This is a genomic window from Kitasatospora sp. NPDC023385, assembly GCF_055664045.1.
Map to the genome: position 1 here is coordinate 58612 of NZ_JBVOOL010000001.1, position 26316 is coordinate 84927.

Consider the following 26316-nt stretch of genomic DNA (forward strand, 5'->3'; position numbering starts at 1 on the left):
TCCAAGCCCGGGGCGACGACTCCCGCCTCAGCGGCCGTAGTTGCCGCTGACGGTCTCGGTGATGGCGCGCAGCGACTGCTGCAGCGATCCCATGGTCGCGAGGACGGCCGTCGGCTCGTAGCCGCAGTGGGCCATGCAGTTGGCGCAGCGCGGGTCCTTGCCGCGGCCGTACTTGCTCCAGTCGGTCTTCTCGACCAGCTCGCGGTAGGTCGGCACGTAGCCGTCGGCCATCAGGTAGCAGGGCCGCTGCCAGCCGAACAGCGAGTAGTTGGGAATGCCCCACGGGGTGCACTCGAAGTCGGCCTTGCCCTCCAGGAAGTCCAGGAAGAGCGGGCTGTGGTTGAGGCGCCAGCGCCTGCGGTTGCCGCCGGCGAAGGCTTTGCGGAAGAGCTCCCGGGTCTGCTCGACGCCGAGGAAGTGCTCCTGGTCGGGGGCCTTCTCGTAGGCGTAGGCGGGCGAGATCATCATCTCGTCCACCTTCAGCTCGTCGTTGAGGAAGTCCAGCACCTCGATGACGGTCTGCGCGGTGTCGGTGTTGAAGAAGGTGCTGTTGGTGGTGACCCGGAACCCGCGCCGCTTGGCCTCCTTGATCGCGGCCACCGCCTCGTCGAAGGTGCCCTCCTGCGCCACCGACTCGTCGTGCCGCTCACGCATGCCGTCGATGTGCACGGCGAAGGTGAAGTACGGCGAGGGGGTGAACTTCTCGATCTTCTTGCGCAGCAGCAGCGCGTTGGTGCACAGGAACACGTACTTGCGGTGCTCGACCAGTTGGCGGACGATCTCGTCGATCTGCGGGTGCATCAGCGGCTCGCCGCCGGCGATCGAGACCATCGGAGCACCCGACTCCAGCACCGCGCCGACCGCCTGGGCGACGGGCATCCGCTGCTTCAGGACTCCCGCCGGGTGCTGGATCTTGCCGCAGCCCTCGCAGGCGAGGTTGCAGGCGAACAGTGGCTCCAGCTCCACGATCAGCGGGAACTTGTCCCGTCGTTTGAGCAGCTTCTGCTGCATGAGGTAGGTGCCGACCCGCACGGTCTGGCGCAACGGCATGGCCATGGCTAGCTCGCCTCCTGTGGGAGCGTCGCGGATGTGGGGTGGTTCGGTTCTGCGGGGCCGGGCGCGTGCTCCTGCCGGTACCAGTCGACCAGCGCGGGCACCGTCGCCCGCAGGGTGCGCCAGGCCCGCACCCCGGCCGGGAAGGTGCCGAGCCGCAGCAGCTCGTGCTCGGGGGTGTCGACCACCACCCGCAGGACGGCGGCGGGCAGCGCCGGCCGGGTCTCCCGCAGCGCGGCCAGGACGGCGGCGGCCTCCATGTCGACGGCGAGCGCGCCCTGCAGGTGCAGCGCGCGCCGCTCGATGCCGCGCACCACGTGGTCGGCGGTGTGGTGCACGCCGGTGTGGACGGTCAGCCCGCGCTCCTTCAGCGCCCGGCTGAGCTCCGGTCCGGAGTCGACCCGGTAGAGGTGGCCCTCGGCGTCGCGCACGCCGTCGGCGGCGACCACGTCGCCGGGCAGCACGCCCGGTCCGAGCGCCGCGCCGAAGCCCGCCACCACGACCGCGCCGTAGCTGCCGGGGGCGGAGCCGAGGAGCCGTCGGACGGCCTGCCCGGCACGCCGTCGGCCGACCCCGGTGCGCACCAGCACCGGGGATCCGCCGGCCGAGCCGCGCCAGTCACCGCCACGCAGGGCCCAGACTTCGGGGCCCAGCGCGCAGAGCACCAGCAGGGGGGCGGTGGTCACCGCGCGACCCCGATCGCCGGGTTGCCGCTCGCCCGGCCGCCGCCGTCCCGGTTGACCGTCGGGTTGCCGTGCAGGTAGCGGCCGAGCGCGGTGACCGGGAAGACCAGCCGGTACAGGTGGTAGTTGATGGAGAAGTCCCACGGGAAGCCGGTGCCGGTGAACTGCGGCTCGTCCCAGGTGCCCTCGGGCAGCTGGGTGCGCACCAGCCAGTCCACACCGCGGTCCACCGCCGGGTTGGCCCGGCCGTCCGGGCCCTCGCCGGCCGCGAGGAGCGCCATCAGCGCCCACGCGGTCTGCGAGGCGGTGGAGTCGCCGCGCCCGGCCCAGCGGGCCGGGTCGTCGTAGGAGCGCATGTCCTCGCCCCAGCCGCCGTCGGCGTTCTGCCGGTCCTCCAGCCAGCGCACCGCCCGGCGGATCGCCGGGTGCTCGTCCGGGACGCCGGCCGCGACCAGGGCGGGCAGCACCGAGCCGGTGCCGTAGATGTAGTTGGTGCCCCAGCGGCCGAACCAGGAGCCGTCCGCCTCCTGGTTGCGCAGCAGCCACTCGATGCCGCGCCGGGTGCGCGGGTCGCGGGCGCGGCCGGTCTCGGCGAGCATCTCCACCACGTGGGCGGTGACGTCGGCGGACGGCGGGTCGACCACCTCGCCGAAGTCGCAGAACGGCAGCTTGTTGGGCAGGGTGCTGGTGTTGTCGACGTCGAAGGCGGCCCAGGCGCCGTTCTTGGACTGCATGCCGAGGTTCCACAGCACGCCCCGGTCCACCGCCGCGTCGACCTTGGCCGGGTCGGGGTGGGCCACCCGGCGCAGCGCGAGCACCACCTCGGCGGTGTCGTCGATGTCGGGGTAGGTGTCGTTCTCGAACTCGAAGGCCCAGCCGCCGGCGGCGAGCCCGGGCCGTTGGACGGCCCAGTCGCCGCGCTTGCGGATCTCCTCGCCGAGCATCCAGTCGACGGCGGAGACCAGCGCCGGGTGGTCGGCCGGGAGCCCGGCGTCGACCAGGGCGATGGTGGCCAGGCAGGTGTCCCAGACGGGGGATTGGCAGGCCTCCAGCCAGCGCTTGCCGTCCTCGGTGTGCACGGTGAAGCGGTCGAAGGAGGAGAGCCCGGCCTGCATCACCGGGTGCTCCAGCTCGTAGCCCTCCAGGTGCAGGGCGATCAGGGAGTAGACGGCGGGCGGCTGGATGCCGCCCCAGCAGCCGTCGGCTTCCTGCCGTTCGACGATCCAGCGGCAGGCCTGGGAGACGGCCAGGCGGCGCAGTGGGCGGAAGGCCCGGCGGTGGTAGGCGTGCAGCGCCTTGTCGAGGCGTTCGAACATGCCGTCCCAGGTGGTGGCGCGGGCGAGCGGCCGTTCGGGGCAGGGGTCGTCCGGGTCGGTGTGCAGTTCGGTGAGCGGGAAGGGCGCCGGGCGGACGGGCCGGTGGGCCGAGACGACGGTCAGCGGGACGATGGTCTGCCGGGCCCAGCAGCCGAAGGCGTAGATGTTCAGCGGCAGCCACTTGGGCAGGAAGATGATCTCGGGCGGCATCTCCGGCAGCCGGTCCCAGGGCCACCAGCCGAACAGGGCGAGCCAGATCCGGGTGAACACCCGGGCGGCCGCGATGCCGCCGGCGGAGCGGACGTACCGCGCGGCGGCGAGCATGTGCGGGGCGTTCGGGTCGTCGCCGGCGAGCTTGAGCGCGACGTAGGCCTCGACGGTGGTGGACAGTTCGGGCGGCCCGCCGTGGAAGGTGGACCAGGTTCCGTCCTCACGTTGGTGGGAGCGGATCCACTCGGCGGTGGCGTTCGTGAGCTCCTCGGTCCGGATGCCGAGGAACTGGCGGAGCAGTAAGTCCTCGGCGTCCATGGTGACGTTGGTCTCCAGGTCGCCTTTCCACCAGCCCTCGGAGGACTGCAGCGAGAGCAGGTGGGTGGTGGCGCGGGCCAGGGCCTCCCGCGCGTCGGCCGGTCGGAGGTCCGCCCCATCGGCCGGCCGGAGCCGGTCGGCGTCCTCGGGCTGCCACCGCCCCGCGCCCAGGAGGGCCGGGGGGTGGTCGCCCACCGCGACCGGCTCAGGATCGTACTCAGGGTCGAGCCGGCCGTCCGCGGTTGCTGTCAACGTAACGTCACCTCTCTCGTACCACCACGAATTCGGCGAGTGCGACGAAGTGCTCGCGCACCTCGTCGGACATGGGCACCTCGTCCAGGGCGGCGAGGGCAGTCGTGTGCTGGCGGCGGGCTTCCTCCTGGGTCCAGGCCCGGCCGCCGGCCGCCTCGATCAGCGCGGCGCGGGCGGCGAGCTCGGGCTCGCCCTCCTCCCCGCGGCCCTTCGGGTCGGCCAGCTGTTCGGCGAGCCGGCGGGAGGCCGGACCGCCCTCGGCCAGCGCGGCGGCGACCGGCAGGGACTTCTTGCGCTGGCGCAGATCGCCCCAGTGCGGCTTTCCGGTGACCTCGGTGGCGCCCCAGATGCCGAGCAGGTCGTCCACCGCCTGGAAGGCGAGCCCCAGGTGGTGGCCGTAGCGCTGGAGGGAGTCGGAGACCTTGTCGTCGGCCCCGGCCAGGACGGCGCCGATCGCCGAGGCGGCGGCCAGCAGGGCCGCCGTCTTTCCGCCCTCCATCTCCAGGCACTCCGCGACGGTGACGCTGTCGCGCTGTTCGAAGGCGACGTCCATGGCCTGGCCGTCGATCAGTCGGCGGGTCGCCGTGGTGAGCAGCCTGACGGCGCGCGCGGCGTCGGTGGGGCTCGCGCCGCCGGTCACCGCGGCGTCGAGCAGCACCTCAGTGCCGAGCGTCGCCAGGGCGTCGCCGACCAAGATCGCCTGGGCCGGGCCGAAGACCGTCCAGGCGGTGGCCCGGTGCCGCCGGGTCTCGTCACCGTCCATCAGATCATCATGGAGCAGGGAGAAGTTGTGCACCAGTTCAACTGCCACCCCGCCGGGCACACCGACCTCGGCCGCCGCACCCGTGGCGCGGGCGGACAGCAGCGCCAGCGCCGGCCGCACGGCCTTGCCGCCGTCGCCCGCGGCCGGGGTGCCGTCCCGGTCGATCCAGCCGAAGTGGTAGGCCCCGACGGTGTCCATCGGTGCGGCCAGACGGGCGACCGCGGCCCGCAGCGGCGGGGTGCAGAGCGTACGGCTGCGGGCGAGCAGCTCCGGCACCGAGACCGGTTCGGCGTGCGCCGTGCCTCCGACGGCGAAGCCGGTGCGTGACTCCACGTGCGTTCCCTCTCCCTCGTGGTGCCGGACCGCACGGGGCGGCCGGGTGCCGTCGGTGCGGCTGGTGTCGATTCGGGTGGTGCCGGTGCCCACGGTGTCGGTACGGCCGTCGCGGCCGGTCCGGTCGATTCCGCCGATGCGCTCGACGGTACGCCCGCCGGCTCTGGCGGGCTCTCCGGCGGCGGGGCCCGCCGTCACCTGGGCCACCTCCCGTCGCCGCGGTCCACCGGCACCCGGGCGCCGGCCGCGGCGAGCGCGGCGTCGGCGGCGGCGTGGCCGCTGCGCACGGCGCCCTCCATGGTCGCGGGCCAGCCGGTGGCCGTCCACGAGCCGGCCAGCAGCAGGCCAGGGACGTCCGTGCGGGCGGGCGGGCGCAGTGCCCCGCTACCCGGAGCGGGGTCGAAGGTCGCGGTGCGCTCCCGGGTGACGAAGAAGTCCAGCACCCGGGCCCCGGCCGCGGCCGGCAGCAGCCGGCTCAGCTCGGGCAGGTAGCGGCGGCGCAGCTCGGCGACCGGCAGGTCGATCTCGTCCTGCGCCGCGGACTGCGAGAGCGCCAGGTACTGGGCGCCCGGGTGGGCCAGGCCGAGCGGGGTGGCGGCCAGGCCGGAGTGCGCGGTGCGGTCGAAGACCCACTGGACCGGTGAGCCGAGGGCGGCGAAGAACGGCCGGCGCACCAGCTTGCGGTCGTAGATCACGTGCACGTTGAGGATCGGCGCGGTGCCGAAGCCGGCCAGCCGGTCCTGCCCCGGGATCGCGTTCGGCGGCAGCAGCGCGGCCGCGCTGTCCTGGGCGCCGGCCAGGACGACGGTGTCGGCGGTGAGCAGTTCCCCGCTCTCCAGGCGGACGGCGTGCTGCGGCGCGGACGGCTTGAGCTCCGCCACCCGGGCACGCAGCAGCACCTTGACGCCCAGGCGTTCCAGTTCGGTGATCGCCCGGTCGTGGTGGATCGCGCCGAGCGGGGCGGCGGCGATGCCGATGTCGGCGGCCCCCGGGTCGGAGAGCAGGCCGGTCTTGAACACCTTCGCGGCGAGCGCCATCGACACCTGGTCGGCCCGGGCGTTCAGGGTGGCGACGCCGACCAGGTCCCACAGGGCGGCCTGGGTGGCCGCGTTCTGCCCGTTGCGGCGCAGCCACTCGCCGAAGGAGATCCGGTCCAGTGCCGGGTCGTCGAGGTCCAGGCCCTTCAGGGCGAGCGCGCCGCGGACCACCCGGGCGCGGTCGGCCAGGGACAGGTGCGGGTAGCGGGCGAGGCTGCCCGCCAGGTGCAGCGGGACGGGCAGGCCGGCCCGCTGCAGCCGCCCGAGGGTGCGCACCGGGGCGGCGTCGGGGCCGGTGACGGACAGCACCGGGACGTCGAGGCGGTCCTGCAAGTGTGCCAGCCGGGTGGCGGCGAGCCGCTCCAGCAGGCCGCGGTAGGCGGTGCAGCAGCGCAGGTAGACGTGCTGGCCGTTGTCGACGGTCAGGTCGCCGCGCTGGAAGGAGAACGCCAGCCCGCCGAGCCGGGGGCGCCCCTCGGCGAGGGTGACCTGGTGACCTGCCTCGGCCAGGCGCAGTGCCGCGGTGATTCCGGCCAGACCGCCGCCGATCACGACGGCGGCCGGGCGCGCGGCATCGGCTCGCCCGGTCATCGGCCCTCCCCCTTGCAGTCGCTGGACCGCCGGGAGGCGGTCACTGAAGCCGGTACTCGTTCGGTCAACACGGAACTGCCCGCACGTGATTCCCCGCTGACACAGCGTGACAGAACTGCGGTGAGAATCAAGAACGCCCCCCGGCGAGCCCGGAAAGCGCGACGTACGCCTTCTCCCAGCCCGGCAGCGAGACCCGGCCGCGCAGCACCGACTCGGGGTCGGCGGCGATCCGGCCGAGCAGCCGGTGGTAGATGCCGGCCATCGCGGCGGTGCAGGCGCGGCTGCGGCGGTCGAGCATCGGCAGCAGCCGCAGTCCCTCCTCGAAGGCGGCCTGGGCGCGGGCGGCCTCGAAGGCCACCAGGCCGGTGAAGTCCGCGCCGACCGGCGGCTTGGGCAGCGCGAAGCCCTGCTCGCAGCCGAACCGGACCAGGTCCTCGGTGGGCAGGTAGATGCGGCCGTTCAGGGCGTCCTCGCGCAGGTCGCGCAGGATGTTGGTGAGCTGCAGCGCCAGGCCCAGGGTGTCCGCGTGGCGCGCCCCGAGCTCGGGGTCGTCGCAGCCGTAGACGCCCAGGGAGAGCCGGCCGATCGCGCCGGCCACGCAGCGGCAGTAGACCTTCAGTTCCTCGTAGGTCTGGTACTCGGCGCCCTTGAGGTCCATCTCGACGCCGTCGATGAGCTCGTCGAAGCCGCCGAGCGGGATCGGGAAGCGCCGGGCCGTGTCGGCCAGGGCGACCTTGATCGGGTCGGTGTCGTCCTCGGCGACCACCCCGGAGCGGACCTCGTCCACCAGTTCCCGGGTGCGCAGCAGCGCTTCGGCCTTGCGGTCGGCCGGGAGGTCGCCGTCGCCGATGTCGTCCACCCGGCGGGCCAGGGCGTACAGGGCCGACATGGCCAGCCGCTTGGGTTCGGGCAGCAACCGGATGCCGTAGCTGAAGTTGCGCGCCTGCAGCCCGGTGACTGCCTCGCAGTACCGGTAAGCCGCCATGACCTGGGCCGACGCCAGTGGTGATGCCGCCACTCGGGCGTTCACCTTCCCTTCGCGAAGATGGCCGCCGCCTTCGCTGCGAGGCGGCGCTTGTCCGGCTTCGCCTGCTGGGCGAGCACGTCGTACCCGGCGTCCTCGACGGCCGCCAGGGCCGCATAGCCGCCTGCGGTGAATCCCGCCAGGAGCAGTCGAAGCCTTCCCCGAACCGTACCTACCAATGGTGCGCCGCGGTCGAGCAGGGTGCGGGCCCGTTCCGCTTCGAAGGCGATCAGCTCGCGCACCGCGCCGTCGGCCGAGGGGGCGGCGAGGTCGGTCTCGGTGACGCCGAAGCGCTCCAGGTCCTCGGTCGGGAGGTAGATCCGGCCGCGGGCGAGGTCCTCGGCGACGTCCTGCAGGTGTTCGACCACCTGGAGGGCGCTGCAGACGGCATCGGACAGCGCGATCCGCTCGGGGGTGGAGACGCCCGCGATGGCCAGCACGAGGCGGCCGACCGGGTCGGCGGACAGCGTGCAGTAGCCGATCAGGTCGTCGTAGGTGGCGTAGCGAGCGGTGGTCTGGTCCACCCGGTTGGCCTCGATCAGACGGCGGAACGGTTCGGGGGTCAGGCCGTGCCGTTCGACGAGCGGGACGAGGGCGCGCATCAGCGGGTGGCGGGGACGGTCGGCTCCGGGGTGCAGCGTGGTCTCGAACACCCGGTCGAGGTCGTGCTCCAGTCCGTCGAGCAGGGCGAGCCGGAAGGCGACGTCCTGCGGGGTCGGCGGGCCGGGCTGGGCCGAAGGGGTGGCCGGGGGCGCCGACTCGACCCCGAGCAGCCGGGCGGTGGCGGCCGGGTCGGCCAGGTCCCCGTCGCCGGTGTCGTCGACGAGGCGGGCGAAGCCGTACACCGCCATCAGGTCGTTGCGCCACGCCGCGGGCAGGAAGAACGGGGCGACCGGGAAGTTCTCCGCACCCGCCTTGTCCAGGGTCTGACCCGCGGAACGGTTCACCGGCGTATCACTGGGCTGGGCCGAAGCCGACACTGCTGTCACTCCCCCGTTCTACACCGCTGGGTACGACCGGCCCGACTCGGACACGCGTCCGAGCGGGGCGCCACCTCCGGCACACCGGCCCCGCAGCCACCAGCCTGACACCGCGCGCCGCGCCGGAGAAGACCGCCCCGCCCGCCGGGTGGGGCGCTCACCCCCGCGGCGGCGGCCACCCGGGGTAACGACGGGGCAAGGCGAAGGGCCGGTCCCGGAGGTTCCGGAACCGGCCCTGGCGGGCCCGGAGGGGCTAAGGGCGCTCGCCGCGCTCGTAGCGGCCGACGACCTCGTCGGTCGGGCCGTCCATGATCAGTTCGCCGGCCTCGATCCAGATTGTCCGCTCGCAGACCTCGCGGACCGAGTTGTTGTCGTGGCTGACCAGGAAGACCGTACCGGCGGACGCGCGCAGCTCCTCGATCCGCCGCTTGCTGCGCTGCTGGAAGGCCTGGTCACCGGTGGCCAGGGCCTCGTCGATCAGCAGCACGTCGTGGGTCTTCGCGGCCGCGATCGAGAAGCGCAGGCGGGCGCCCATGCCGGAGGAGTAGGTGCGCATCGGCAGGGAGATGAAGTCGCCCTTGTCGTTGATGCCGGAGAATTCGACGATCTCCTGGTAGCGCGCCCGCACCTCGGCCGGGGACATCCCCATCGCAAGGCAGCCCAGGACGACGTTGCGCTCGCCGGTGAGCTCGTTCATCAGCGCGGCGTTGACGCCGAGCAGCGAGGGCTGGCCGTTGGTGTAGATGCCGCCCTTCTCGGTCGGCAGCAGGCCCGCGATGGCCGACAGCATGGTCGACTTGCCGGAGCCGTTGGAGCCGATCAGGCCGATCGCCTCGCCCTTGTAGGCGGTGAAGCTGACGCCCTTGACCGCGTGCACCTCGCGCACGCCGGCGGCGCGCTTGCGGCTGATGATGCGGCTCAGCGCCGAGGTGGCGCTGCCCTTGCCGGAGCCGGCGCCGTGCACCCGGTAGACGATGTGCACGTCGTCGACGATGACGGTGGGCTCGCGCACGGCGTCCGAGCTCGGAACGGTGTCGTGCTTGCTCAGGTCGGTGTCAGCCACGGCCGTACTCCTCCTCGGCCTTCCAGAAGAAGACGTATCCGATGACGAACAGCCCGACGGCCCAGAGGATGCCGTACGTCCACTGGTGCGGCGGCAGGCTCTGGTGCGCGGTCTGGTGCTTGTTGTAGATGATCGGCGCGAAGGCGTGCCGCAGCAGGTCCATGTAGACCGAGGCCGGGTTCACGGCGCAGATCACCTGGATGTAGTACGCCCACTCGTGGACCCGGTCCTGGATGCTGAACATCACGCCGGACAGGAACATCCAGGCCCGCATCACGAACGGGATCAGCTGGGAGATGTCACTGGTCTTGGCGCCGATCCGGGCCATGATCAGGGAGATGCCGGTGTTGAACATCGTCTGCAGGATCAGCGCCGGGAGGACCAGCAGCCAGGTCCGGCCGGGGGCGATGCCGCTGGCGAGGACGGTGACGACCAGCACGACCATCGAGATCAGCAGCTGCTGGAGCTGGATCACGGTGAAGGCGATCGGCAGGCTGGCGCGGGGGAAGTGCAGCGCGCGGATCAGACCGAGGTTGTCGGAGATCGCCCGGGTACCGGACTGCACCGCGTTCTGGGTGAACTGGAAGACGAAGACGCCGATGCAGAGCCAGGCGATGTAGGTGTCCGGCGGGAAGCCGTTCTTGTTCGCCAGGATCACGCCGAAGACCAGGTAGAACACCGCGCAGTTGAGCAGCGGCGTCACGACCTGCCACAGCTGGCCGAGCTTGGCGTCGGTGTACTGGGCCACCAGGCGGGCGGTGGCGAAGGCCCAGATGAAGTGGCGCCGGGCCCAGAGCTGCTTGGTGTAGGCGAACAGACCCGGCCGGGCACCGCTCACCGACAGGCCGTACTTGTCGGCGAGCTGCTTGGGGGTCAGGCCGGCGTCCGCCCCCCTGGGGGCCGAGAGGCTGACGGGTTCACTCACTGTCGACACATTCGTCCTTCACGGGGGATCGGTCGGGGCGGCCGGTGGACGGGGGGAGTCCGCCGACCGCGCGCCGAGGGGGATCCACTGGGGGTCTCGGGGGGAGCCGGCCGGTGTGTGGTCACCGGCCGCAACGATCGACCATTTGATCAGATCAGATGATCGGTGGTCGGCCCAGGCTGGTCAGTTGCCAAACGGTACGCCAACGCATGGGCCGCCGCGGACCACAGGGTTCGCGCCAGCCCGCCCGGAATCCGGCCCACCACGCCTTCAGCGCCTCGGGGGAGGGCCGTCGGGCGAGGGTCAGCAGAAACCAGGTTCCCAGGTAGAGAGGCACCAACAGGGCCGGAAGGTTCCGCCTGGCGAGCCAGACCCGGTTGCGGGCCACGTTGTGGAAGTAGGAGGCGTGCCGAGCGGGCGAGGTCGAGGGGTGGTGCAGCACCACGTCCGCGCGGTAGTCGATGGCCCAGCCCGCGTCCGCCGCGCGCCACGCGAGGTCGGTCTCCTCGTGCGCGTAGAAGAACTCCGCGGGCAGCTGGCCGGCCTGCTCGAACACCTTGCAGCGCACCGCGCTCGCGCCGCCCAGGAAGGTGGTCACCCGGGACGAGCGCAGCGGGTCGCTGGCGCGCAGCCGGGGCACGTGCCGGCGCTGGGTGACGCCGGTGTCCGGATCGGCGATCCGGAAGGAGACGATGCCCAGCTCCGGGTCGGCCGTGAAGGCCTCGCGCAGCAGCCGGGCCGAGTCGGTGCGCGGCAGGTTCCCGTCGTCGTCCAGGAAGAGGACGGCGTCGACCTCCTCGCCGTCCCGGCCGAACAGCTCGATGCCGACGTTGCGCCCGCCCGGGATGCCGAGGTTCTCCGGCAGCTCCACGGTGCGCACGCCCTCCGGCAGCGGCGGCAGCGGGGCGCCGTTGCCGACCACGGCCAGCTCGACCGCCGGGCCCTCCTGGGCGCGGACGGCCTCGATCAGGGCGTTGAGCTCGGCCGGCCGGTTGCCCATCGTGATGATCACGGCGCCGAGGCGGAAGTCCGCCGCGGTGCCGACGGCGTCGGCGGCGCGCGTCGCGGTCGTCCGCTCGTTCCGCCCGCTCATCGCAGCCTGCTGGAGAGGACGATGCTCAGCAGGTGCAGCACGGTCTGCAGCATGGCGATCGCCGCCAGGACGACCACCGCGAGCCGGGTGAAGAAGAGCCCGCCGTGCACGGCGTCGGCGATGCCGGCGGCGAGGATGAACAGCGAGGCCTCGACCGCGCCGACCAGCCGGTGGAACTTCAGCAGGGAGGCCGCACGGCGGGCCTTCGCGACGGTGGTCGATCGCGGCACCGAGGCGCTGTCCTCGACGGCGGTCAGACCGCTGCGGGCCCGGGCCACGTCCACCAGGTCCGTCTCGGACTTGATCAGGATCGCGCCGAGCGCCGCCAGCGTGCCGAGGAAGGCCCACTCCCAGTGCGAGCCGCCGCCCTCGCGGTGCAGCAGGTCGGTGGCGCGCAGGCCGAGGCCGGTCAGCAGGGCCGCCTCGGACATGTAGTGGCCGACCCGGTCCAGGTAGACGCCGGTGAGCGAGGTCTGCCGGCGCCAGCGGGCCACCTCGCCGTCCACGCAGTCCAGCAGCAGGTAGACCTGGATCAGCAGCGCGCCCAGGACCGCGCCGACGATGCCCGGCAGGACCAGCGCGGCGCCGGCCAGGATGCCGGTGAGCATCATCAGGTACGTCAGTCCGTTGGGCGTGATCGCCGTCACGGTGGAGAGCACGCGGGTGATCCGCAGCGAGATCCTCCGCATGTACAGGCGCCCGGCCCAGTGCTCGGCGCTGCGACGCTGGAGCATGCCCTCCGGGTGGATCACCGCGCGCAGTTCCTCGATCGAGGGCCGGCGGGTCAGGTCCACCGGGGGCCGTTCGGCGCCCGTGGTGGAGGGGTCAGCTGTTGACGGCTTGGACATAGTCGGCGTACGCGTCCCTGATTGCGGAAGGGGAGAGGTCGAGGTGTTCCAGGATGGTGAAGCGCCCTGGCCGGGTGTTCGGAGCGTAGTGCACCGCTTCGGTGAACTCCGCGTCGGTGAAACCGATCTGAGCCGCGGTCACCGGCAGGCCGTGGCTCGCCAGGCGCTCCACGATCAGACCGGTCAGCTCGTGCTCGCCCCGCAGGAACCCGGCGAACGCGGCGCCGAGGCCGACCTGTTCGCCGTGCTGGGCGGACCGCTTGGGGTACAGCACGTCCAGGGCGTGCGAGATCTCGTGGCAGGCGCCCGACGAGGGCCGGGTGCTGCCCGCGATGTTCATCGCGATGCCGGACAGTACCAGGGCTTCGGCGAGGGCCGTCAGGAGGTCCTGATCCTGAGTGTTCCCTGGATGCCGGAGCAGGTTCTCGCCCGCCGAACGGGCCATCGCGACGGCCAGCCCGTCGACCGGCTCGCCGGTGACCGCGTGCGACAACTCCCAGTCCGCGCAGGCCGAGATGTTCGAGACGACGTCGCCGATGCCGGCCGCCACGAAGCGCTGCGGGGCCTCCCGGATCACGTCCAGGTCGACGATGATGCCGATCGGGCTGGGCACCCCGTAGGAGCCCCGGCCGGCGTCGTTGTCGAGCGTGGAGACCGGCGAGCAGATGCCGTCGTGGGCCAGGTTGGTGGCGACCGCGACCAACGGCAGGCCGACCCGGGCGGCGGCGTACTTGGCGGCGTCGATGATCTTGCCGCCGCCGAGGCCCACGATCGCGTCGTAGTGCCCTCCGCGCATCGCCTCGGCCAGGCGCACCGCGCTGTCCAGGCTGCCGTCGTCCACGTTGTACCAGTCGGCGCCCGGCAGGGCCGGCTCCAGGCGCCGGCGCATGGCCGCGCCGGAGCCGTTGCTGATCGCCACCGCGATCCGGCCCGAAGCCGACAGCCGCTGGTCCGCGAGGATCCCGCCGAGCGCGTCCAGCGCGCCCGACCGGATCTCCACGAACAACGGCGACGGGACCAGTCGGGTCAGTACCGGCACGCGATCTCCCGCGCCTTCGCCAGGTCGTCGTGGTTGTCGACCTCGACCCAGGAGACCTCGCCGATCGGCTGCACGTCGATGCGCAGGCCGCGGTCGACCATCTCCTGGTAGCCGTCCTCGTAGTACAGCTGCGGGTCGCGCTCGTAGGTGGCGCGCAGCGCGTCGGTCAGGTCGGCGGCGGCGGACGGGTTGATCACGGTGACGCCGATGTACTCGCCGCTCGCCTCGGCCGGATCCATCAGCTTGGTGATGCGGCGCATGCCGGCGGCCGGGTCGACGACGACCTTCATCTCCTCGTCGGCGAGCTTCTTCACCGTGTCGAGGGCGAGCAGGATCCCCGGGGCGGCGCCGTCGTCGATCAGGCGCCGGTTGCCCTCCAGCATGGTGCGCTGGACGGAGGCGGGGTGGACGGTGTCGCCGTTGGCCAGCAGCAGGCCCTCGGTGAACAGCTCGCGGGCGCACCAGAGCGAGTACGCGTTGTTCCACTCCTCGGCCTTGTCGTTCTCGACGAGGTGGAGCTTGACGCCGTACTCGGCCTCCAGGGCGTCCTTGCGGTCGTACACCGCCTCCTTGCGGTAGCCGACGACGATCGCGGCCTCCCGCAGTCCGACCTCGGCGAAGTTGCCGAGGGTGAGGTCCAGGACGGTCCGCTCCCCGTCGACCGGCACCAGCGCCTTCGGCAGGGTGTCGGTGTACGGGCGCAGCCGGCGGCCGGCGCCGGCTGCCAGAACGAGGCCGATCATGCGGGTCTCCTGATCCGTCGTGCTGTGCGCGCGGATTGTGCCGAGGGGGCGCGGCCGCTGCTCCGCCGGACCGGCGTGCGACCGGGCCGGGCAGCGGCGCGCCGGTACCTGCACAGGTCCGGGCACCGTGTCGTATGTGATGGTAGGCGACTTGGACGATCCGCCCGAACGCGCCCGGGAACGGCAAGGTGACGACGAGGTGACTCCGGGCTCCCGGCGGCTCCCGCCGAGCCCGGTCGGATCCCCGCCGTGTACCGCCGTATCCCGCCGTGTCCCACCGAGTGCCGCCGGGTCCCGCCGGACCGGTCGAACGGCCACCGAACGGGCGTCGAACGATTCTGCGACGGGGATGACCCTTACGGGCGCTTCTCGGACCCGTCTCTGCGCGGATTCCGACTCCCCCGGGTCATGATCCGCCCGGTTGTGCGTGGAACCCCTGCCGGGCGCCACCCATACGGCAGACTGGAGTCCGACGCCGGCGCCGGTGCCCCCGCTGCGTCCGCCGCGCTCCATCCCGTGCGCCGGACCCACCCGATGCTCCCGTTGCTCCCGCTCCCCGAAAGAGGCCCCATGCCCCAGAGTCTGCCGACCGACCCGACGCACTTCGGCGCCGAGATCGACACCGGTCTCGACGTGGAGACCGACGTGACGGTCGACCCGCGGGCCGCCTCGGCTCCCGGCACCCCGGCCACCGGCACCGAGATCCTGTTGGAACTGGTCGACGACGAGGGCGTCACCATCGGCACCGCCGAGAAGCACTGGGCCCACCAGCAGCCGGGCCGGCTGCACCGCGCCTTCTCGGTGTTCCTCTTCGACCGCCAGGGCCGGCTGCTGCTCCAGCGTCGCGCCCTCGGCAAGTACCACTCCCCCGGCGTCTGGTCGAACACCTGCTGCGGCCACCCGTACCCGGACGAACCCCCGTTCGTCGCCGCCGCCCGGCGCACCGCCGAGGAGCTGGGCGTCGCGCCCGCACTGCTCTGCGAGGCCGGCACCGTGCGCTACGACCTGCCGGACGAGGCCTCCGGGCTGATCGAGCGGGAGTGGAACCACCTCTTCGTGGGACTGGTCACCGCGCCGGTCGAGCCGAACCCGGACGAGGTGGACGACTTCGCCTTCGTGAGCGCGCAGGAGCTGCAGGAGCTGCGGGCCGAGCGGCCGTTCTCGGTCTGGTTCGAGACCGTCTTCGAGGCGGCGCTGCCGGGGATCCGGGAGATCGCCGGGCGGGACTGGTAGTCGGCCCCGGCCCCGCGGAGCGGACGGCCGCGCTCGGGCCGGGCCGCGCTCGGGCGGGGCCGCTCAGCGCTCGGGCTCCGGGGGGACGGGCAGGGAGGCCCAGATGACCTTGCCGCCCTCCCCCGTCCGCTCGACGTCGCACACCCCGCCGGCCTGCAGCGTGACGCTCTTCACCAGCAGGAGGCCGCGCCCGCCGGTGCGCCCGGTGTCGTTCTCCAGGGCCTTCGGCCGGTACGGATCGCCGTCCTCGACCGACACCCGCACCCAGCCCCCGCGCACCGACAGTTCGGTGACCACCTCGGGCGACAGCTCGGCGGCGTGCGTCACCGCGTTGCTCACCAGCTCCGAGACGATCAGCAGCAGGTCGTCCACCAGCTCCTGGTAGCGCACCCCGGCCATGCCCTGGGCCAGCAGGCGGTCGCGCACCGCGTGCCGGGTGCGCGGCACCGAGGCCTGGGCGGCGGGCACCGGGAAGCGCCACACCCCCTCGGCCGGGCCGCCGGGCGCGGCTGCGGCGCCCGGCCCGTTCCCCGGCCTGTCGCGTCTGGGTTCGGCCTCCGCCGTCCCGCTGATCTGCTCCACGTCCAGCCGCCCTTCGTCCGCGACCCGGGAATCAGGCGATCCGCTCATGGCGCCCTCGGTCCACAGAGGCTAGGAGAGCCGTCCCGACGGCTGTGGCACCGTCGACAAGTTGCCCGTGTCGGATCACTTTCCGCCCGGAACCGACCGCGCGAGGCGCTGGAGTCGACCGGTTCCTTCGCGGTCGCCATCGGTTCGGGCGGGGGTCGAGCGCGTTCGCCAGCCGTACCAACCTGTGCGGCGGGCCCCCGTGCCGGGTACGGCGCGCCTCCCCAGCCGTGCGGCGGGCCCGGGGCGCGGGCCCGAGGAAACGCAGGTGAGAAGCACTCCGGAACCCTGGTAATGTTCTCTCTGTCGCCGAGGGGGCGAGAGAAACCTCCGAAGCAGCACACCCCGTCCGGGTGGCGGAATGGCAGACGCGCTAGCTTGAGGTGCTAGTGCCCTTTATCGGGCGTGGGGGTTCAAGTCCCCCCTCGGACACAGACGAATTCCCCGTGGGATCCGAAAGGAACCCACGGGGAATTTCCTTTTCCGGCCGTCGGCGTTTCTCGGCCGACGGCGTTTCCCGGCCGACGGTCGCTTCTCGGTGGGCTCTCCGCGATCACCAGCCCCGCGCCGATGTGGCGCCGGTCTCTCCGCAGGGGCTCGCCGGCCCGGAAACCGGACACGAGATGGCAACGATCGGACGGTTTGAGCTTCCCCTGAGGTATTCGCCCGTTTTCGGACCATAAGCTGCTGTGCGTTTGTCCGGAATGCCGACTCAAAACCGCAAAAACACCGACACCAGCCGATGAACCCCGAGCGAAAGGACCGATACGTTGAGTGAGAGCGAATCCTCGACGGCATCACACCAGAACTACCGCCGATCGCTCGGCACCATCAGCCTGACCGCGGTGGGGCTGGGGTCGATCATCGGATCCGGGTGGCTGTTCGGCGCCGAACGGGCCGCCAAGCTCGCCGGGCCGGCCTCGATCCTCGCCTGGGTGATCGGCGCCGCAGTGGCTCTGACCATCGCCCTCACCTACAGCGAGCTGGGGTCGATGTTCCCCAAGGCCGGCGGCATGGTCCGCTACGGCCAGTACTCGCACGGGTCGCTGGCCGGCTACCTCGCCGCCTGGGCCAACTGGATCGCCATCGTCTCGGTCATCCCGGGCGAGGCCACCGCCTCCGTCCAGTACATGAGCTCCTGGCACTTCGGGTGGGCGAAGGGGCTCTTCGACGGCCAGGAGCTGACTCTCAGCGGTGTGGCGCTGGCCAGCGTGCTGCTGATCGTCTACTTCGCCCTCAACTGGTTCGCGATCACGCTGTTCGCCAAGACCAACACCGCGATCACGGTCTTCAAGGTCGTCGTGCCGACGCTGACCGCCGGCGCGCTGCTCTTCGCGCACTTCGACACCGCACACTTCACCAACCCCGGCGGCTTCGCGCCGAACGGCTGGAGCGCGGTGTTCACCGCCGTCGCGGTGTCCGGCATCGTCTGGGCCTTCAACGGCTTCCAGTCCCCGCTCAACCTGGCCGGCGAAGCCCGCAACCCCGGCAAGTCGCTGCCCAAGGCCGTCATCGGCTCGATCCTGATCGCCCTGGTGATCTACGTCGCGCTGCAGATCGCCTTCATCGGCGCCATCCCGGGCGGCGACCTCGCGAACGGCTGGAGCGGGCTCGGCTACACCTCGCCGCTGGCCGACCTCGCCATCGCCTGGGGCCTCAACTGGCTCGCGATCACGCTGTACGCGGACGCCTTCATCTCGCCGTCCGGCACCGGCATGATCTACGCCGCCACCACCTCGCGCATGATCCACGGCGTGCAGGAGAACGGCCACCTGCCCAAGATCTTCGGCAAGGTCGACGCCAAGACCGGCATCCCGCGCCCCGCGCTGGTGCTCAACCTGGTGGTCGCCTTCCTGTTCCTCGCCGTCTTCCGCGGCTGGGGCTCGCTGGCCGAGATCGTCTCGGTGGCCACCGTGATCTCGTACATCACCGGCCCGGTCGCCGTGATGGCGCTGCGCCGCCTCGCCCCGGACCTGCCGCGGCCGGTCCGGCTGCGCGCCATGCCGGTCATCGCCCCGGTCGCCATGGTGTTCGGCTCGCTGGTGCTCTACTGGGCCCGCTGGCCGCTCACCGGCAAGGTCATCCTGCTGATGGCCGCCGGCCTGCCGATCTGGGCCTGGTACGAGCTGCGCAAGCCCTTCGCCGAGCTGAAGCCGCACCTGAAGGCGGGCGCCTGGATGGTCGCCTACCTGTTCGTGATGGCCGGCGTCTCCTGGGCCGGCAGCAGCGACTTCGGCGGACAGGGGTACCTGCCGCAGGGCTGGGACCTGCTGATCGTCGCCGTCATCGGGCTCGCGTTCTACCGCTGGGGCGTCGCCAGCGCCTGGGCCAACCCGTCGCTGGCCGCCGTCCGGCAGGAACTGGCGGACGCGGAGGCTGCGGAGGCCGCGGGCGCGGCGGGCGCCGCTTCGGTGCAGGCTGCGGAGGGTGAGACCTCGCGGGTCTGAGCCGTACGTCGTGGTGAGGGCCGGTCGGTGTTCCGACCGGCCCTTCGGCGTCTCCGGAGGGGGATGTGCGGGCGACGGGGGGCGTGCGGGCGCGGGGGTTGTACAGGCGCGGGTCGCCGGCCGGTCAGCCGCGGCGGGCGCGGCGGATGACGGAGGTGACGACCGGCGGGAGGAGGTCCCGGGCCGCGCGCTTGGCGACGTTGACGGGGCGGCGCGCCTCGGCGGCCCGGGCCCGCCGGGCCGCGAGGTCGAGGGCGGCCTCGTCCCGGTCCGACCGGACCGACCGGCGGGCTTCCTCCGCGGACCGCAGGGCCTCGTGCCGGACCGACTCGGCGGCCAGCCGCGCCTGGTGGCGCGAACCCCGGAACGGGGCGATGCCCTCCGAGTCGCCGGTCATGCGCAGGACCCGGCGCCCGTTGAGGCTGTCGGCGCTCAGGCGGCAGCCGGCCGCGAGGTCGACCCCGTCGAGCAGCTCGCGCTGGAACGGCTCCGGGTCTCCCCAGGTGCCGTAGAACTTGCACTCGGTGAGCAGGACCGGCCTGAGCCCGTGGTTGAACACGGCCTCCCAGGTCGCGGCCGCGACGCCCGGGGTGTGCTGGGCCCGGTAGTCGTCCAGTACGACGACGCCCTGGGGCTGCAACGCGACCCGGGCCACCTGGAGGTCGCCCACGACGTGCTCGTACAGGTGGGAGGCGTCGATGTGGATGAAGCGGAAGGCGCCGGCGGGTATGCGCCCGCGGGCCAGGACGGAGGTCGGAGCCTGGATGATCTCCGGCAACTCGTCGTGGAAGGCGAGGTAGTTGGTCTCGAAGGCCGAGCGGGTCAGCGTCTTGCGGTAGGACAGGTCCATCTCGGCGGCGTTCTCGTCGTCGGGCGCGTCCGAGTCGAAGAGGTCGCAGACCGTGAACGTCTCGCCGGGTTGCAGGTGTTCGCCGATCACGATCGCGCTGCGGCCGAGGTAGGCCCCCATCTCCAGCAGGTCGCCGGTGGCACCGGTCTTCTCCTGCCGTCCGAGGAACCAGTCGAAGGAATGCCGGTCGTGGTCCCAGAACCACCCCTGGACGTCGTCCAGACTCGCCGGCTCGACGTGCTGCTGCGGCTCGCCCGGCAAGGCGGCGTCGGTCATTGGAACTCCTTCGGGCATGGACCTGCGGATGTCGGACCGAAGCTCAGCAGGGGACGGCAGCACCCGCCGGAGGCAGCACGCGCCGGCCCTCGACCGCGCGCGGCGCGTCGAAGCATCGCCAACGGGAGGGCACCGCAACTGAGTTCGCTGCAATGTACCCGCGCACCGACCACCGTGTGGAGGTTTCCGCACAAGGATTTTCCGTAACCGTCACGGAGCCGCCGGAGGTACACCGCGCGGTTCGGCCCGGGGTGACCGGCACATTCGCCGGCGGCGTCTGGGCCCGCGACACCGACACCACCACCGCCTTCGCCCGCCGCTTCGGCACCGGCCAGGTCGACCTCGACACCGGCCGGGTCGACCTCGACGGCGGCCGCTTCAACCCGCCCGCATCCTTCGGCGGCTACCAGGGCTCCGGCCTCGGCCGTGAGCTGGTCCGCCACGGGCTGGAGGAGTTCCTGCCGTACAAGTCGCCGCAGTACCAGGGCGATTGGGGTGCTATCGGGGGTGTCAGGGAAGGGCCCGGCACCCCCGGACGCATCGCGCGGTGGCCTCAGACGAGGTCGACGCCCGGGTAGAGGGGGTACGGGGCGAGGAGGTCGGCGGCGCGCTTGGAGACGGCGTCGCGCAGGGCGGCGTCGAGGGTGTGGTTGGCCTTGGACGGAGCGCCGGCGGCCGTGGTGGCGGGGCTGGTGGCGCGCAGGACGGTGTCGATCAGCTCGGCGATCTCGTCCATCTCGGCGATGCCGAGGCCGCGGGTGGTGAGGGCCGGGGTGCCGAGGCGGACGCCCGAGGTGTACCAGGCGCCGTTCGGGTCCTGCGGGACGGAGTTGCGGTTGGTGACGATGCCCGAGTCGAGCAGTGCCGCCTCGGCCTGGCGGCCGGTCAGGCCGTAGCCGGAGACGTCGGCGAGGACGAGGTGGTTGTCGGTGCCGCCGGTGACCAGCTTGCCGCCGCGACGCAGCAGGCCCTCGGCGAGAGCCTGGGCGTTGGTGACGACGGCGCGGGCGTACTCCTGGAACTCGGGGCGGCGGGCCTCGGCGAGGGCGACCGCCTTGGCGGCCATGACGTGCGAGAGCGGGCCGCCGAGGACCAGCGGGCAGCCCCGATCGACGTGCTCGGCCAGCTCGGACGTGCACAGCACCATGCCGCCGCGCGGACCGCGCAGGGACTTGTGGGTCGTCGTGGTGACGATGTGGGCGTGCGGCACGGGGTCGTGGTCGCCGGTCAGCACCTTGCCCGCGACCAGGCCGGCGAAGTGCGCCATGTCGACCATGAGGGTGGCGCCGACCTCGTCCGCGATCTCGCGCATCGTCCGGAAGTTCACCAGCCGGGGGTAGGCGGAGTAGCCCGCCACGATGATCAGCGGGCGGAACTCGCGGGCCGTCTCGCGCAGCGCGTCGTAGTCGATCAGACCGGTCACCGGGTCGGTGCCGTAACTGCGCTGCTCGAACATCTTGCCCGAGATGTTGGGGCGGAAGCCGTGGGTGAGGTGGCCGCCGGTGTCCAGCGACATGCCGAGCATCCGCTGGTTGCCGAGCTCGTGGCGCAGCCTCGCCCAGTCCTCCTCGGTGAGGTCGTTGACGTTGCGGACCTCGGCGCGCTCCAGTGCCGGGCTCTCGACCCGCTGCGAGAGGACGGCCCAGAAGGCGGTGAGGTTGGCGTCGATGCCGGAGTGCGGCTGGACGTAGGCGTGGTCGGCGCCGAACAGTTCACGGGCGTGCTCGGCGGCGATGGTCTCGACGGTGTCGACGTTGCGGCAGCCCGCGTAGAAGCGGCGGCCGGCGGTGCCCTCGGCGTACTTGTCGCTGAGCCAGTTGCCCATGGCGAGCAGCACGGCCGGGGAGGCGTAGTTCTCGCTGGCGATCAGCTTGAGCGAGGCGCGCTGGTCCGCCAGCTCCCGGCCGATGGCGGCGGCGATCCTGGGTTCGACGCCGGCGACCACGTCGAGGGCGCTGCGGAAGGCGGTGTCGGCGACGGGGGTCGCTGCGGTGTGGGGCTGCTGGGCCAAGGCGGTCTCCTGACGGGGATGCGGATGGCCCAGGCGCTCGGCAACGACACGTGAGGTTTCACGGGGCCGCTTCCCGATGGTTGATTCCATCCCTACGCGCCAGTCGCGGCTCATCGGGATGGTACCAACATCGGACGGGCCGGGGCGGAGGTCGCAGGGTGCGGTCTCAGAGTGCGGAACGCCGCCCCGAGACCCACCCGCCCCGACACATCACCGCCCCGGTACCCCACCGCCCCGGCGCGGCGCTGGTGCGTGCGGTCCTCGTGGGTCGGCGCAGAGGGTTGGCACGACCGGGGGCGGACGGTTCATGATCGAAGCTGTCAGGTCCGACCGGAGAGGTGTACCGGATATGTCCGAGAGCGATCAGCCGAACGTCGACACGGAACTCGTCGAGGCAGCCCTGGAGGTCGTACGGCGGCACGCCCGGGGCGACAACCACACCGTGGCAGCGGCCGGGCGCAACGCCGACGGCCGGATCGTCACCGCCCTGAACGCCTACCACTTCACCGGCGGGCCGTGCGCGGAGCTGGTGCTCATCGGGGCGGCGGCCGGGCAAGGGGCGTACGAGCTCACCACCGTGGTGGCGGTCGGCGACCGGGAACGCGGGGTGATCCCGCCGTGCGGGCGCTGCCGGCAGGTGCTGATCGACTACTTCCCGCAGGTGCGGATCATCGTCGGGCAGGGGTCCGGGCTGCGCAGCGTGCCGGTGCTGGACCTGCTGCCGGAGACGTACGTCTGGGCGGACCACCAGGGCGACTGAGCCGCGGACGAGCCCGGCGGGTGAACCGGACCGACCGTGGGCCCTTCGTTCGACTGCGCGAGTGCGGCTCAAGGCGTTAGCGTGCAGGCGATGTGACGCGACAGACCGAGGAATCGCCAGCCCGAGGGGGCACATTGTCGGACGACCTGCTCATCGCGAAGATCAATCACGGCTTCGATCACCTCGACGCCGACGGCGACGGACTGATCACCGAACGGGACCACCTCCTGATGGGCCACTCGGTGGCCCGCTCCCTCGGCCACCAGGAAGGCTCGGCGGCGGAGGCCGCCATCGTCCGCGCCTACCTGACGATCTGGCACGACCTGCACCTCGCCGGGCTGCCCGTAGGCACCGAGGCGATCAACCGCCACCAGTTCACCACCTCCACCGGCTCGCTCGCCGACGATCCCGAAGCCGCGCGCGACAGCCTCGGCGCACTCGCCGAAGCCTTCCTCGCCATCGCCGACGCCGACCGCAGCGGAACCGTGGACGCCGGCGAGTTCTTCGTCTTCCAACGCGGCCACTTCGCCGGCCTCAGCCGCGACGACGCCGACACGGCCTTCCGACACCTCGACACCGACGGCGACGGCGTGCTGTCCGCAGCCGAGTTCACCAACGCGATCATCGAGTACTGGACCAGCCGCGACCCGGACGCGCCGGGCAACTGGTGGACGGGGAAGCCCCCCTACGCCTTCTGACTCGCCGCCGGCCACCGACGCCGGCCTCGCCACCGCCGCCCTCGCGACCGCCGCGTCAGGCGGAGGCCGTCCCCGCGAGCCCGATGCGCGGGGGCGGGGGCGGGGGCGGGGCGGGGCGGGGCCGGCGAGGGGAGCGTCCCGTTCAGGCCGTCGGGACGATCCGCTCGACGACGGTGTCGACCAGCGCCGCGAGGCCGTCGACGCCCAACACCTCGGGCAGGGTGAGGTGTTCGATGACCAGGCCGGTCATGGCGAGGTAGAGCACGACGACGGTCTCCCGGTCGCCGGGGAAGCCCTCGCCCAGGTGGTAGGCGATGTTGGCGTCAAGGTCGTCCCGGATGGTGCCGGTGAGCTGGGCCCGGAGTTCGGGGCGGCGGGTCGCCTCCAGGCGCAGTTCGAGCATCGCGAGGTACCCGGCCCGGTCGGCGGTGATGCGGCGAACGAGGTCGTGCATGAGGGCCGCGACCAGGGCGCGGTCACGGGGGGCGCGCAGCAGCTCGGCGACGACCTCCGGGTCCGGGGTGATCCGGTGGTGGATGTGCCGGGCGGTCTGGTGGAGCAGGTGGTCCCGGTTGGCGAAGTAGTTGGAGGCCGTGCCGTTGGGGACGCCGGCCTGGGCGTCGACCGCGCGGAAGGTGAGGCCGCGGGCGCCCTCGCGGGCGAGGACCTCGATGGCGGCGTCGGCGAGGGCGGTGCGGCGGGCGGGGTTCTGGACCATGGGCCGATTCTCTCTCCTGCGCTTTCTCGCGCCTCCAGGGGTCCGGTGCCCTGAAAGCACTTGCAACCACTACATGCGAAGTACTATAACTGCAGTTGTTCGCGGCGCGGGCCGAATCCGCCCCGCACCCCGCGACCGAACCCGTACCGCCGACGACCCCGTACCTCGACCCCAAGGACCCGGATGCGCAAGCTCAGCTACTTCATCGGCGCCACCATCGACGGCTTCATCGCCGCTCCGAACGGCGATTTCGACTTCTTCCTCCCGCACCTCACCGCCGACTACGCCCCGACGCTCTTCTCCGAGTACCCGGAGACCCTCCCCACCCCCGGCCGCGCGGCGGTCGGCGTCGCGGACGCCCCCAACAAGCGCTTCGACACCGTGGTCATGGGCCGCGGCACCTACGATCCGGGGCTGGCCGTCGGGCTCACCAGCCCGTACGCCCACCTGCGGCAGATCGTCTTCTCCCGCACCCTGGGGACGAGCCCGGACCCGGCGGTGGAGGTCACCGCCGAGGACCCGCTGAGCGTCGTACGCCGGCTCAAGCAGGAGGACGGGCTCGGCATCTGGCTCTGCGGCGGCGCCGACCTGGCAGGTCAGCTGCTGCCCGAGATCGACGAACTGATCATCAAGCAGTACCCGGTGGTGGCCGGGGCGGGCATCCCGCTGTTCCGCGCGGACTTCGAGCCGCGCGCCTTCACGCTCACCGACAGCCGGATCTTCGAGCGCGGGAACGTCATCCTCACCTACGCGCGGACGTCGCCTTCGCCTTCGCCGGACGCCCCGGACGCCCGGACCGCCCCGACCGCCGGCTGACGCTCACCACCAGGCAGACGCCCGCCACCACGATCGCCCCGCCCGCGAGCGTCGGGCCGGTCAGCGGCTCGGCCAGGACCAGCCAGCCCAGCAGCACCGCGACCACCGGGTTCACGTACGCGTACGTGGCGACGAGCGTCAGCGGGGCGGCGCGCAGCAGCCAGGCGTACGCGGTGAAGGCGAGCAGCGAGCCGAACAGCACCAGGTACGCGAGGGCCAGCCACGAACGGCCGGAGACGGCCCCGAGGTCCAACCCGCGCTGCTCACCGCGCACCAACCCGATCAGCAGGTTGCAGACCCCGCCGGCCAGCATCTGGTACGCGCTCGCGGCGAGCACGTTGGCCGGCATCGGGATCTTCTTGCTCGCGAAGGAGCCGAGGGCCCAGAGCAGCGTGGCGAAGATGATCAGGATCACGCCCAGCGGCTTGATGGACCCGCCGATCGCCGGAGCCGACAGCACTCCGAGGCCCACCAGTCCGAGCAGCACCCCGGCAAGCTCGGCCGGCTTCGGGCGCTCGCCGCCGAAGGCCGTCAGCACCACCATCCACAGCGGGACGGCGGCCACCAGCAGGGCGGCCAGGCCGGAGGGCACGGAGGTCTCGCCCAGGACCACAAGCCCGTTGCCGCCGGTCAGCAGCAGCACGCCGACCAGGGCGGCGGAGGCCAACTGCCGCCCGCTCACCTTCAGTCCGGCCGGGCCCTGACGCACCAGCAGGTAGCCGGCCAGCAGAAGGCCTGCGGTGAGGAAGCGGGCGGCGGCGGAGAGGAAGGAGGGCATCGTCTCCACGGCGATCCGGATCGCCAGGTAGGTCGAGCCCCAGACGACGTACACCACTGCGAGGGCCAGCCAGACCGCGCCGCCGAGGCGGGGGGCCGGGGCGGCTTTGCCGAGGGAGGTGGGGGCGGCTGGTGGGGTTGCGGGGCTGGTGGGTGTGGTGGGGGTGGTGGCCGGTTGCGGCGAGGCTGGCGATGTCATGCGTGTCCCCCTTGGACGGTGCTGGCCGAACACCAGCCATGACAGCGCATCGGCGGCCCGGCGCGCCAGTCGGTATCACGAACCGGACCGCAGGACGTACCGTGGGCGCGCCCCAGCGAGGAGCTCGAACGCGAGGAGGTCGCACCCGTGTCCGCATCCGAGGACGCCCTGCCGTTCTTCGTTTACGGCACCCTGCGCAGCGGCGGCCGCAACCACGCCGTCCACCTGGCCGGACGCTGCACGGACATCCGTCCGGCGGCGCTGGACGGTGCCTCGCTGCACGCGGGCCCCGGCTTCCCGTACGCGGTGCCGGACACGACGCCCGGGCGCCGGATCACGGGCGAGCTGATCACTGTCCGCCCCAGCGCGTACGCCGGAGCGCTGGCGGCCCTGGACACGCTGGAGGAGTGCCGGGCGGACGGGACCGGACTGTACGTGCGCCGACGGATGGCGGTGCGGACGGCGGCGGGCGAGTTGCGGGAGGCCTGGGTGTACCTCGCCGGGCCGACGGCCGAGGCGCGGCTGCACGAACGACCGGCACTGATCGAGTCGGGGGACTGGGGAGACGGACCACGGAGAACGGGTGACGGGTGACAGACGACCAATGACAGATGACAGAGTTTGAAATCTGTT

At 72.4% G+C, this 26316-nt stretch carries 25 protein-coding genes, 1 tRNA gene and 1 riboswitch; of the genes, 8 read left to right on the plus strand and 18 right to left on the minus strand.

Annotation, left to right across the window (positions count from 1 at the left end; all coding sequences use genetic code 11):
* Positions 1-27: 27 nt before the first annotated feature.
* From hpnH to AC0B61_RS00320, 13 genes are all read right to left on the minus strand, one after another.
* Complete coding sequence (gene hpnH / locus AC0B61_RS00260) at positions 28-1056, minus strand: adenosyl-hopene transferase HpnH (protein WP_471738322.1); 1029 nt, start codon at positions 1054-1056, stop codon at positions 28-30.
* A gap of 2 nt (positions 1057-1058) precedes the next feature.
* Positions 1059-1739: a phosphorylase family protein gene (locus AC0B61_RS00265; protein ID WP_471738323.1), complete on the minus strand. Its 681-nt coding sequence runs from the start codon at positions 1737-1739 to the stop codon at positions 1059-1061.
* On the minus strand, positions 1736-3832 hold the full coding sequence (gene shc, locus AC0B61_RS00270; protein WP_471738324.1) for a squalene--hopene cyclase: 2097 nt from the start codon (positions 3830-3832) through the stop codon (positions 1736-1738). The genes AC0B61_RS00265 and shc overlap by 4 nt, the downstream gene beginning before the upstream one ends.
* A 7-nt stretch (positions 3833-3839) precedes the next feature.
* Positions 3840-4928, minus strand: coding sequence for a polyprenyl synthetase family protein (locus AC0B61_RS00275; protein ID WP_471738815.1), 1089 nt, complete (start codon positions 4926-4928; stop codon positions 3840-3842).
* Between the two features lie 194 nt (positions 4929-5122).
* Positions 5123-6556 carry a hydroxysqualene dehydroxylase HpnE gene (hpnE, locus tag AC0B61_RS00280; protein WP_471738325.1) on the minus strand — a complete coding sequence of 478 codons (1434 nt, stop codon included), beginning with the start codon at positions 6554-6556 and terminating at the stop codon, positions 5123-5125.
* A 127-nt stretch (positions 6557-6683) separates the two neighbouring features.
* A complete protein-coding gene (hpnD, locus tag AC0B61_RS00285; RefSeq protein ID WP_471738816.1) occupies positions 6684-7541 on the minus strand; it encodes a presqualene diphosphate synthase HpnD in 858 nt (285 codons plus the stop codon).
* Between the two features lie 41 nt (positions 7542-7582).
* On the minus strand, positions 7583-8527 hold the full coding sequence (gene hpnC, locus AC0B61_RS00290; protein WP_471738326.1) for a squalene synthase HpnC: 945 nt from the start codon (positions 8525-8527) through the stop codon (positions 7583-7585).
* Between the two features lie 286 nt (positions 8528-8813).
* Complete coding sequence (locus tag AC0B61_RS00295) at positions 8814-9623, minus strand: ABC transporter ATP-binding protein (RefSeq protein ID WP_471738327.1); 810 nt, start codon at positions 9621-9623, stop codon at positions 8814-8816.
* Positions 9616-10557: an ABC transporter permease gene (locus AC0B61_RS00300; protein WP_471738328.1), complete on the minus strand. Its 942-nt coding sequence runs from the start codon at positions 10555-10557 to the stop codon at positions 9616-9618. Before AC0B61_RS00300 ends, AC0B61_RS00295 begins: the two co-directional genes overlap by 8 nt.
* Positions 10558-10702: 145 nt before the next feature.
* Positions 10703-11548, minus strand: coding sequence for a glycosyltransferase family 2 protein (locus AC0B61_RS00305; RefSeq protein WP_471738817.1), 846 nt, complete (start codon positions 11546-11548; stop codon positions 10703-10705).
* A gap of 89 nt (positions 11549-11637) precedes the next feature.
* Positions 11638-12375 carry a CDP-alcohol phosphatidyltransferase family protein gene (locus AC0B61_RS00310; protein ID WP_471738818.1) on the minus strand — a complete coding sequence of 246 codons (738 nt, stop codon included), beginning with the start codon at positions 12373-12375 and terminating at the stop codon, positions 11638-11640.
* 91 nt (positions 12376-12466) lie between these two features.
* Complete coding sequence (locus AC0B61_RS00315; RefSeq protein WP_471738329.1) at positions 12467-13528, minus strand: iron-containing alcohol dehydrogenase family protein; 1062 nt, start codon at positions 13526-13528, stop codon at positions 12467-12469.
* Entirely contained in the window at positions 13516-14271 is a 756-nt protein-coding gene (locus AC0B61_RS00320; protein WP_471738330.1) for a phosphocholine cytidylyltransferase family protein, read from the minus strand. The genes AC0B61_RS00315 and AC0B61_RS00320 overlap by 13 nt, the downstream gene beginning before the upstream one ends.
* Positions 14272-14916: 645 nt before the next feature.
* On the opposite strand from AC0B61_RS00320, the gene idi reads away from it, so the two are divergent.
* On the plus strand, positions 14917-15504 hold the full coding sequence (idi, locus tag AC0B61_RS00325) for an isopentenyl-diphosphate Delta-isomerase (protein ID WP_471738819.1): 588 nt from the start codon (positions 14917-14919) through the stop codon (positions 15502-15504).
* 63 nt (positions 15505-15567) lie between these two features.
* On the opposite strand, the gene AC0B61_RS00330 is transcribed toward idi, so the two are convergent.
* On the minus strand, positions 15568-16134 hold the full coding sequence (locus AC0B61_RS00330; protein WP_471738331.1) for an ATP-binding protein: 567 nt from the start codon (positions 16132-16134) through the stop codon (positions 15568-15570).
* A 344-nt stretch (positions 16135-16478) separates the two neighbouring features.
* Between AC0B61_RS00330 and AC0B61_RS00335 the strand changes: the two genes are divergently transcribed.
* Positions 16479-16563: transfer RNA gene (locus AC0B61_RS00335), tRNA-Leu, on the plus strand.
* Positions 16564-16901: 338 nt separating this feature from the next.
* Positions 16902-18578 (plus strand): APC family permease, encoded by a 1677-nt coding sequence (locus tag AC0B61_RS00340; RefSeq protein WP_471738332.1) that lies wholly within the window; start codon positions 16902-16904, stop codon positions 18576-18578.
* A 124-nt stretch (positions 18579-18702) separates the two neighbouring features.
* Here the strand turns inward: AC0B61_RS00340 and AC0B61_RS00345 are convergent, their stop codons facing one another.
* The gene (locus AC0B61_RS00345) at positions 18703-19704 is read right to left on the minus strand and encodes a class I SAM-dependent methyltransferase (protein WP_471738333.1); all 1002 of its coding nucleotides are present in this window, start codon (positions 19702-19704) and stop codon (positions 18703-18705) included.
* 251 nt (positions 19705-19955) lie between these two features.
* Between AC0B61_RS00345 and AC0B61_RS00350 the strand changes: the two genes are divergently transcribed.
* Positions 19956-20282, plus strand: a complete 327-nt coding sequence (locus tag AC0B61_RS00350; protein WP_471738334.1) for an aldehyde dehydrogenase family protein — start codon at positions 19956-19958, stop codon at positions 20280-20282.
* Here AC0B61_RS00350 and AC0B61_RS00355 read toward each other — a convergent pair.
* Positions 20258-21715: a glycine hydroxymethyltransferase gene (locus AC0B61_RS00355; protein WP_471738335.1), complete on the minus strand. Its 1458-nt coding sequence runs from the start codon at positions 21713-21715 to the stop codon at positions 20258-20260. The genes AC0B61_RS00350 and AC0B61_RS00355 overlap by 25 nt on opposite strands.
* 20 nt (positions 21716-21735) lie before the next feature.
* Positions 21736-21832: riboswitch (ZMP/ZTP riboswitch) on the minus strand.
* Positions 21833-22064: 232 nt separating this feature from the next.
* Between AC0B61_RS00355 and AC0B61_RS00360 the strand changes: the two genes are divergently transcribed.
* Both AC0B61_RS00360 and AC0B61_RS00365 read left to right on the plus strand, forming a co-directional pair.
* Positions 22065-22475 carry a cytidine/deoxycytidylate deaminase family protein gene (locus AC0B61_RS00360; protein WP_471738336.1) on the plus strand — a complete coding sequence of 137 codons (411 nt, stop codon included), beginning with the start codon at positions 22065-22067 and terminating at the stop codon, positions 22473-22475.
* A gap of 134 nt (positions 22476-22609) precedes the next feature.
* The gene (locus AC0B61_RS00365) at positions 22610-23173 is read left to right on the plus strand and encodes an EF-hand domain-containing protein (protein WP_471738337.1); all 564 of its coding nucleotides are present in this window, start codon (positions 22610-22612) and stop codon (positions 23171-23173) included.
* 142 nt (positions 23174-23315) lie between these two features.
* Here AC0B61_RS00365 and AC0B61_RS00370 read toward each other — a convergent pair whose 3' ends face one another.
* Positions 23316-23891: a TetR/AcrR family transcriptional regulator gene (locus tag AC0B61_RS00370; RefSeq protein ID WP_471738338.1), complete on the minus strand. Its 576-nt coding sequence runs from the start codon at positions 23889-23891 to the stop codon at positions 23316-23318.
* Between the two features lie 183 nt (positions 23892-24074).
* Between AC0B61_RS00370 and AC0B61_RS00375 the strand changes: the two genes are divergently transcribed.
* Positions 24075-24707, plus strand: a complete 633-nt coding sequence (locus AC0B61_RS00375; RefSeq protein ID WP_471738339.1) for a dihydrofolate reductase family protein — start codon at positions 24075-24077, stop codon at positions 24705-24707.
* Here AC0B61_RS00375 and AC0B61_RS00380 read toward each other — a convergent pair.
* Positions 24634-25683 (minus strand): EamA family transporter, encoded by a 1050-nt coding sequence (locus AC0B61_RS00380; RefSeq protein WP_471738340.1) that lies wholly within the window; start codon positions 25681-25683, stop codon positions 24634-24636. The genes AC0B61_RS00375 and AC0B61_RS00380 overlap by 74 nt on opposite strands.
* A 147-nt stretch (positions 25684-25830) precedes the next feature.
* Here AC0B61_RS00380 and AC0B61_RS00385 point away from each other — a divergent pair, with 147 nt between their 5' ends.
* Positions 25831-26277: a gamma-glutamylcyclotransferase family protein gene (locus AC0B61_RS00385; RefSeq protein WP_471738341.1), complete on the plus strand. Its 447-nt coding sequence runs from the start codon at positions 25831-25833 to the stop codon at positions 26275-26277.
* Positions 26278-26316 lie beyond the last annotated feature (39 nt).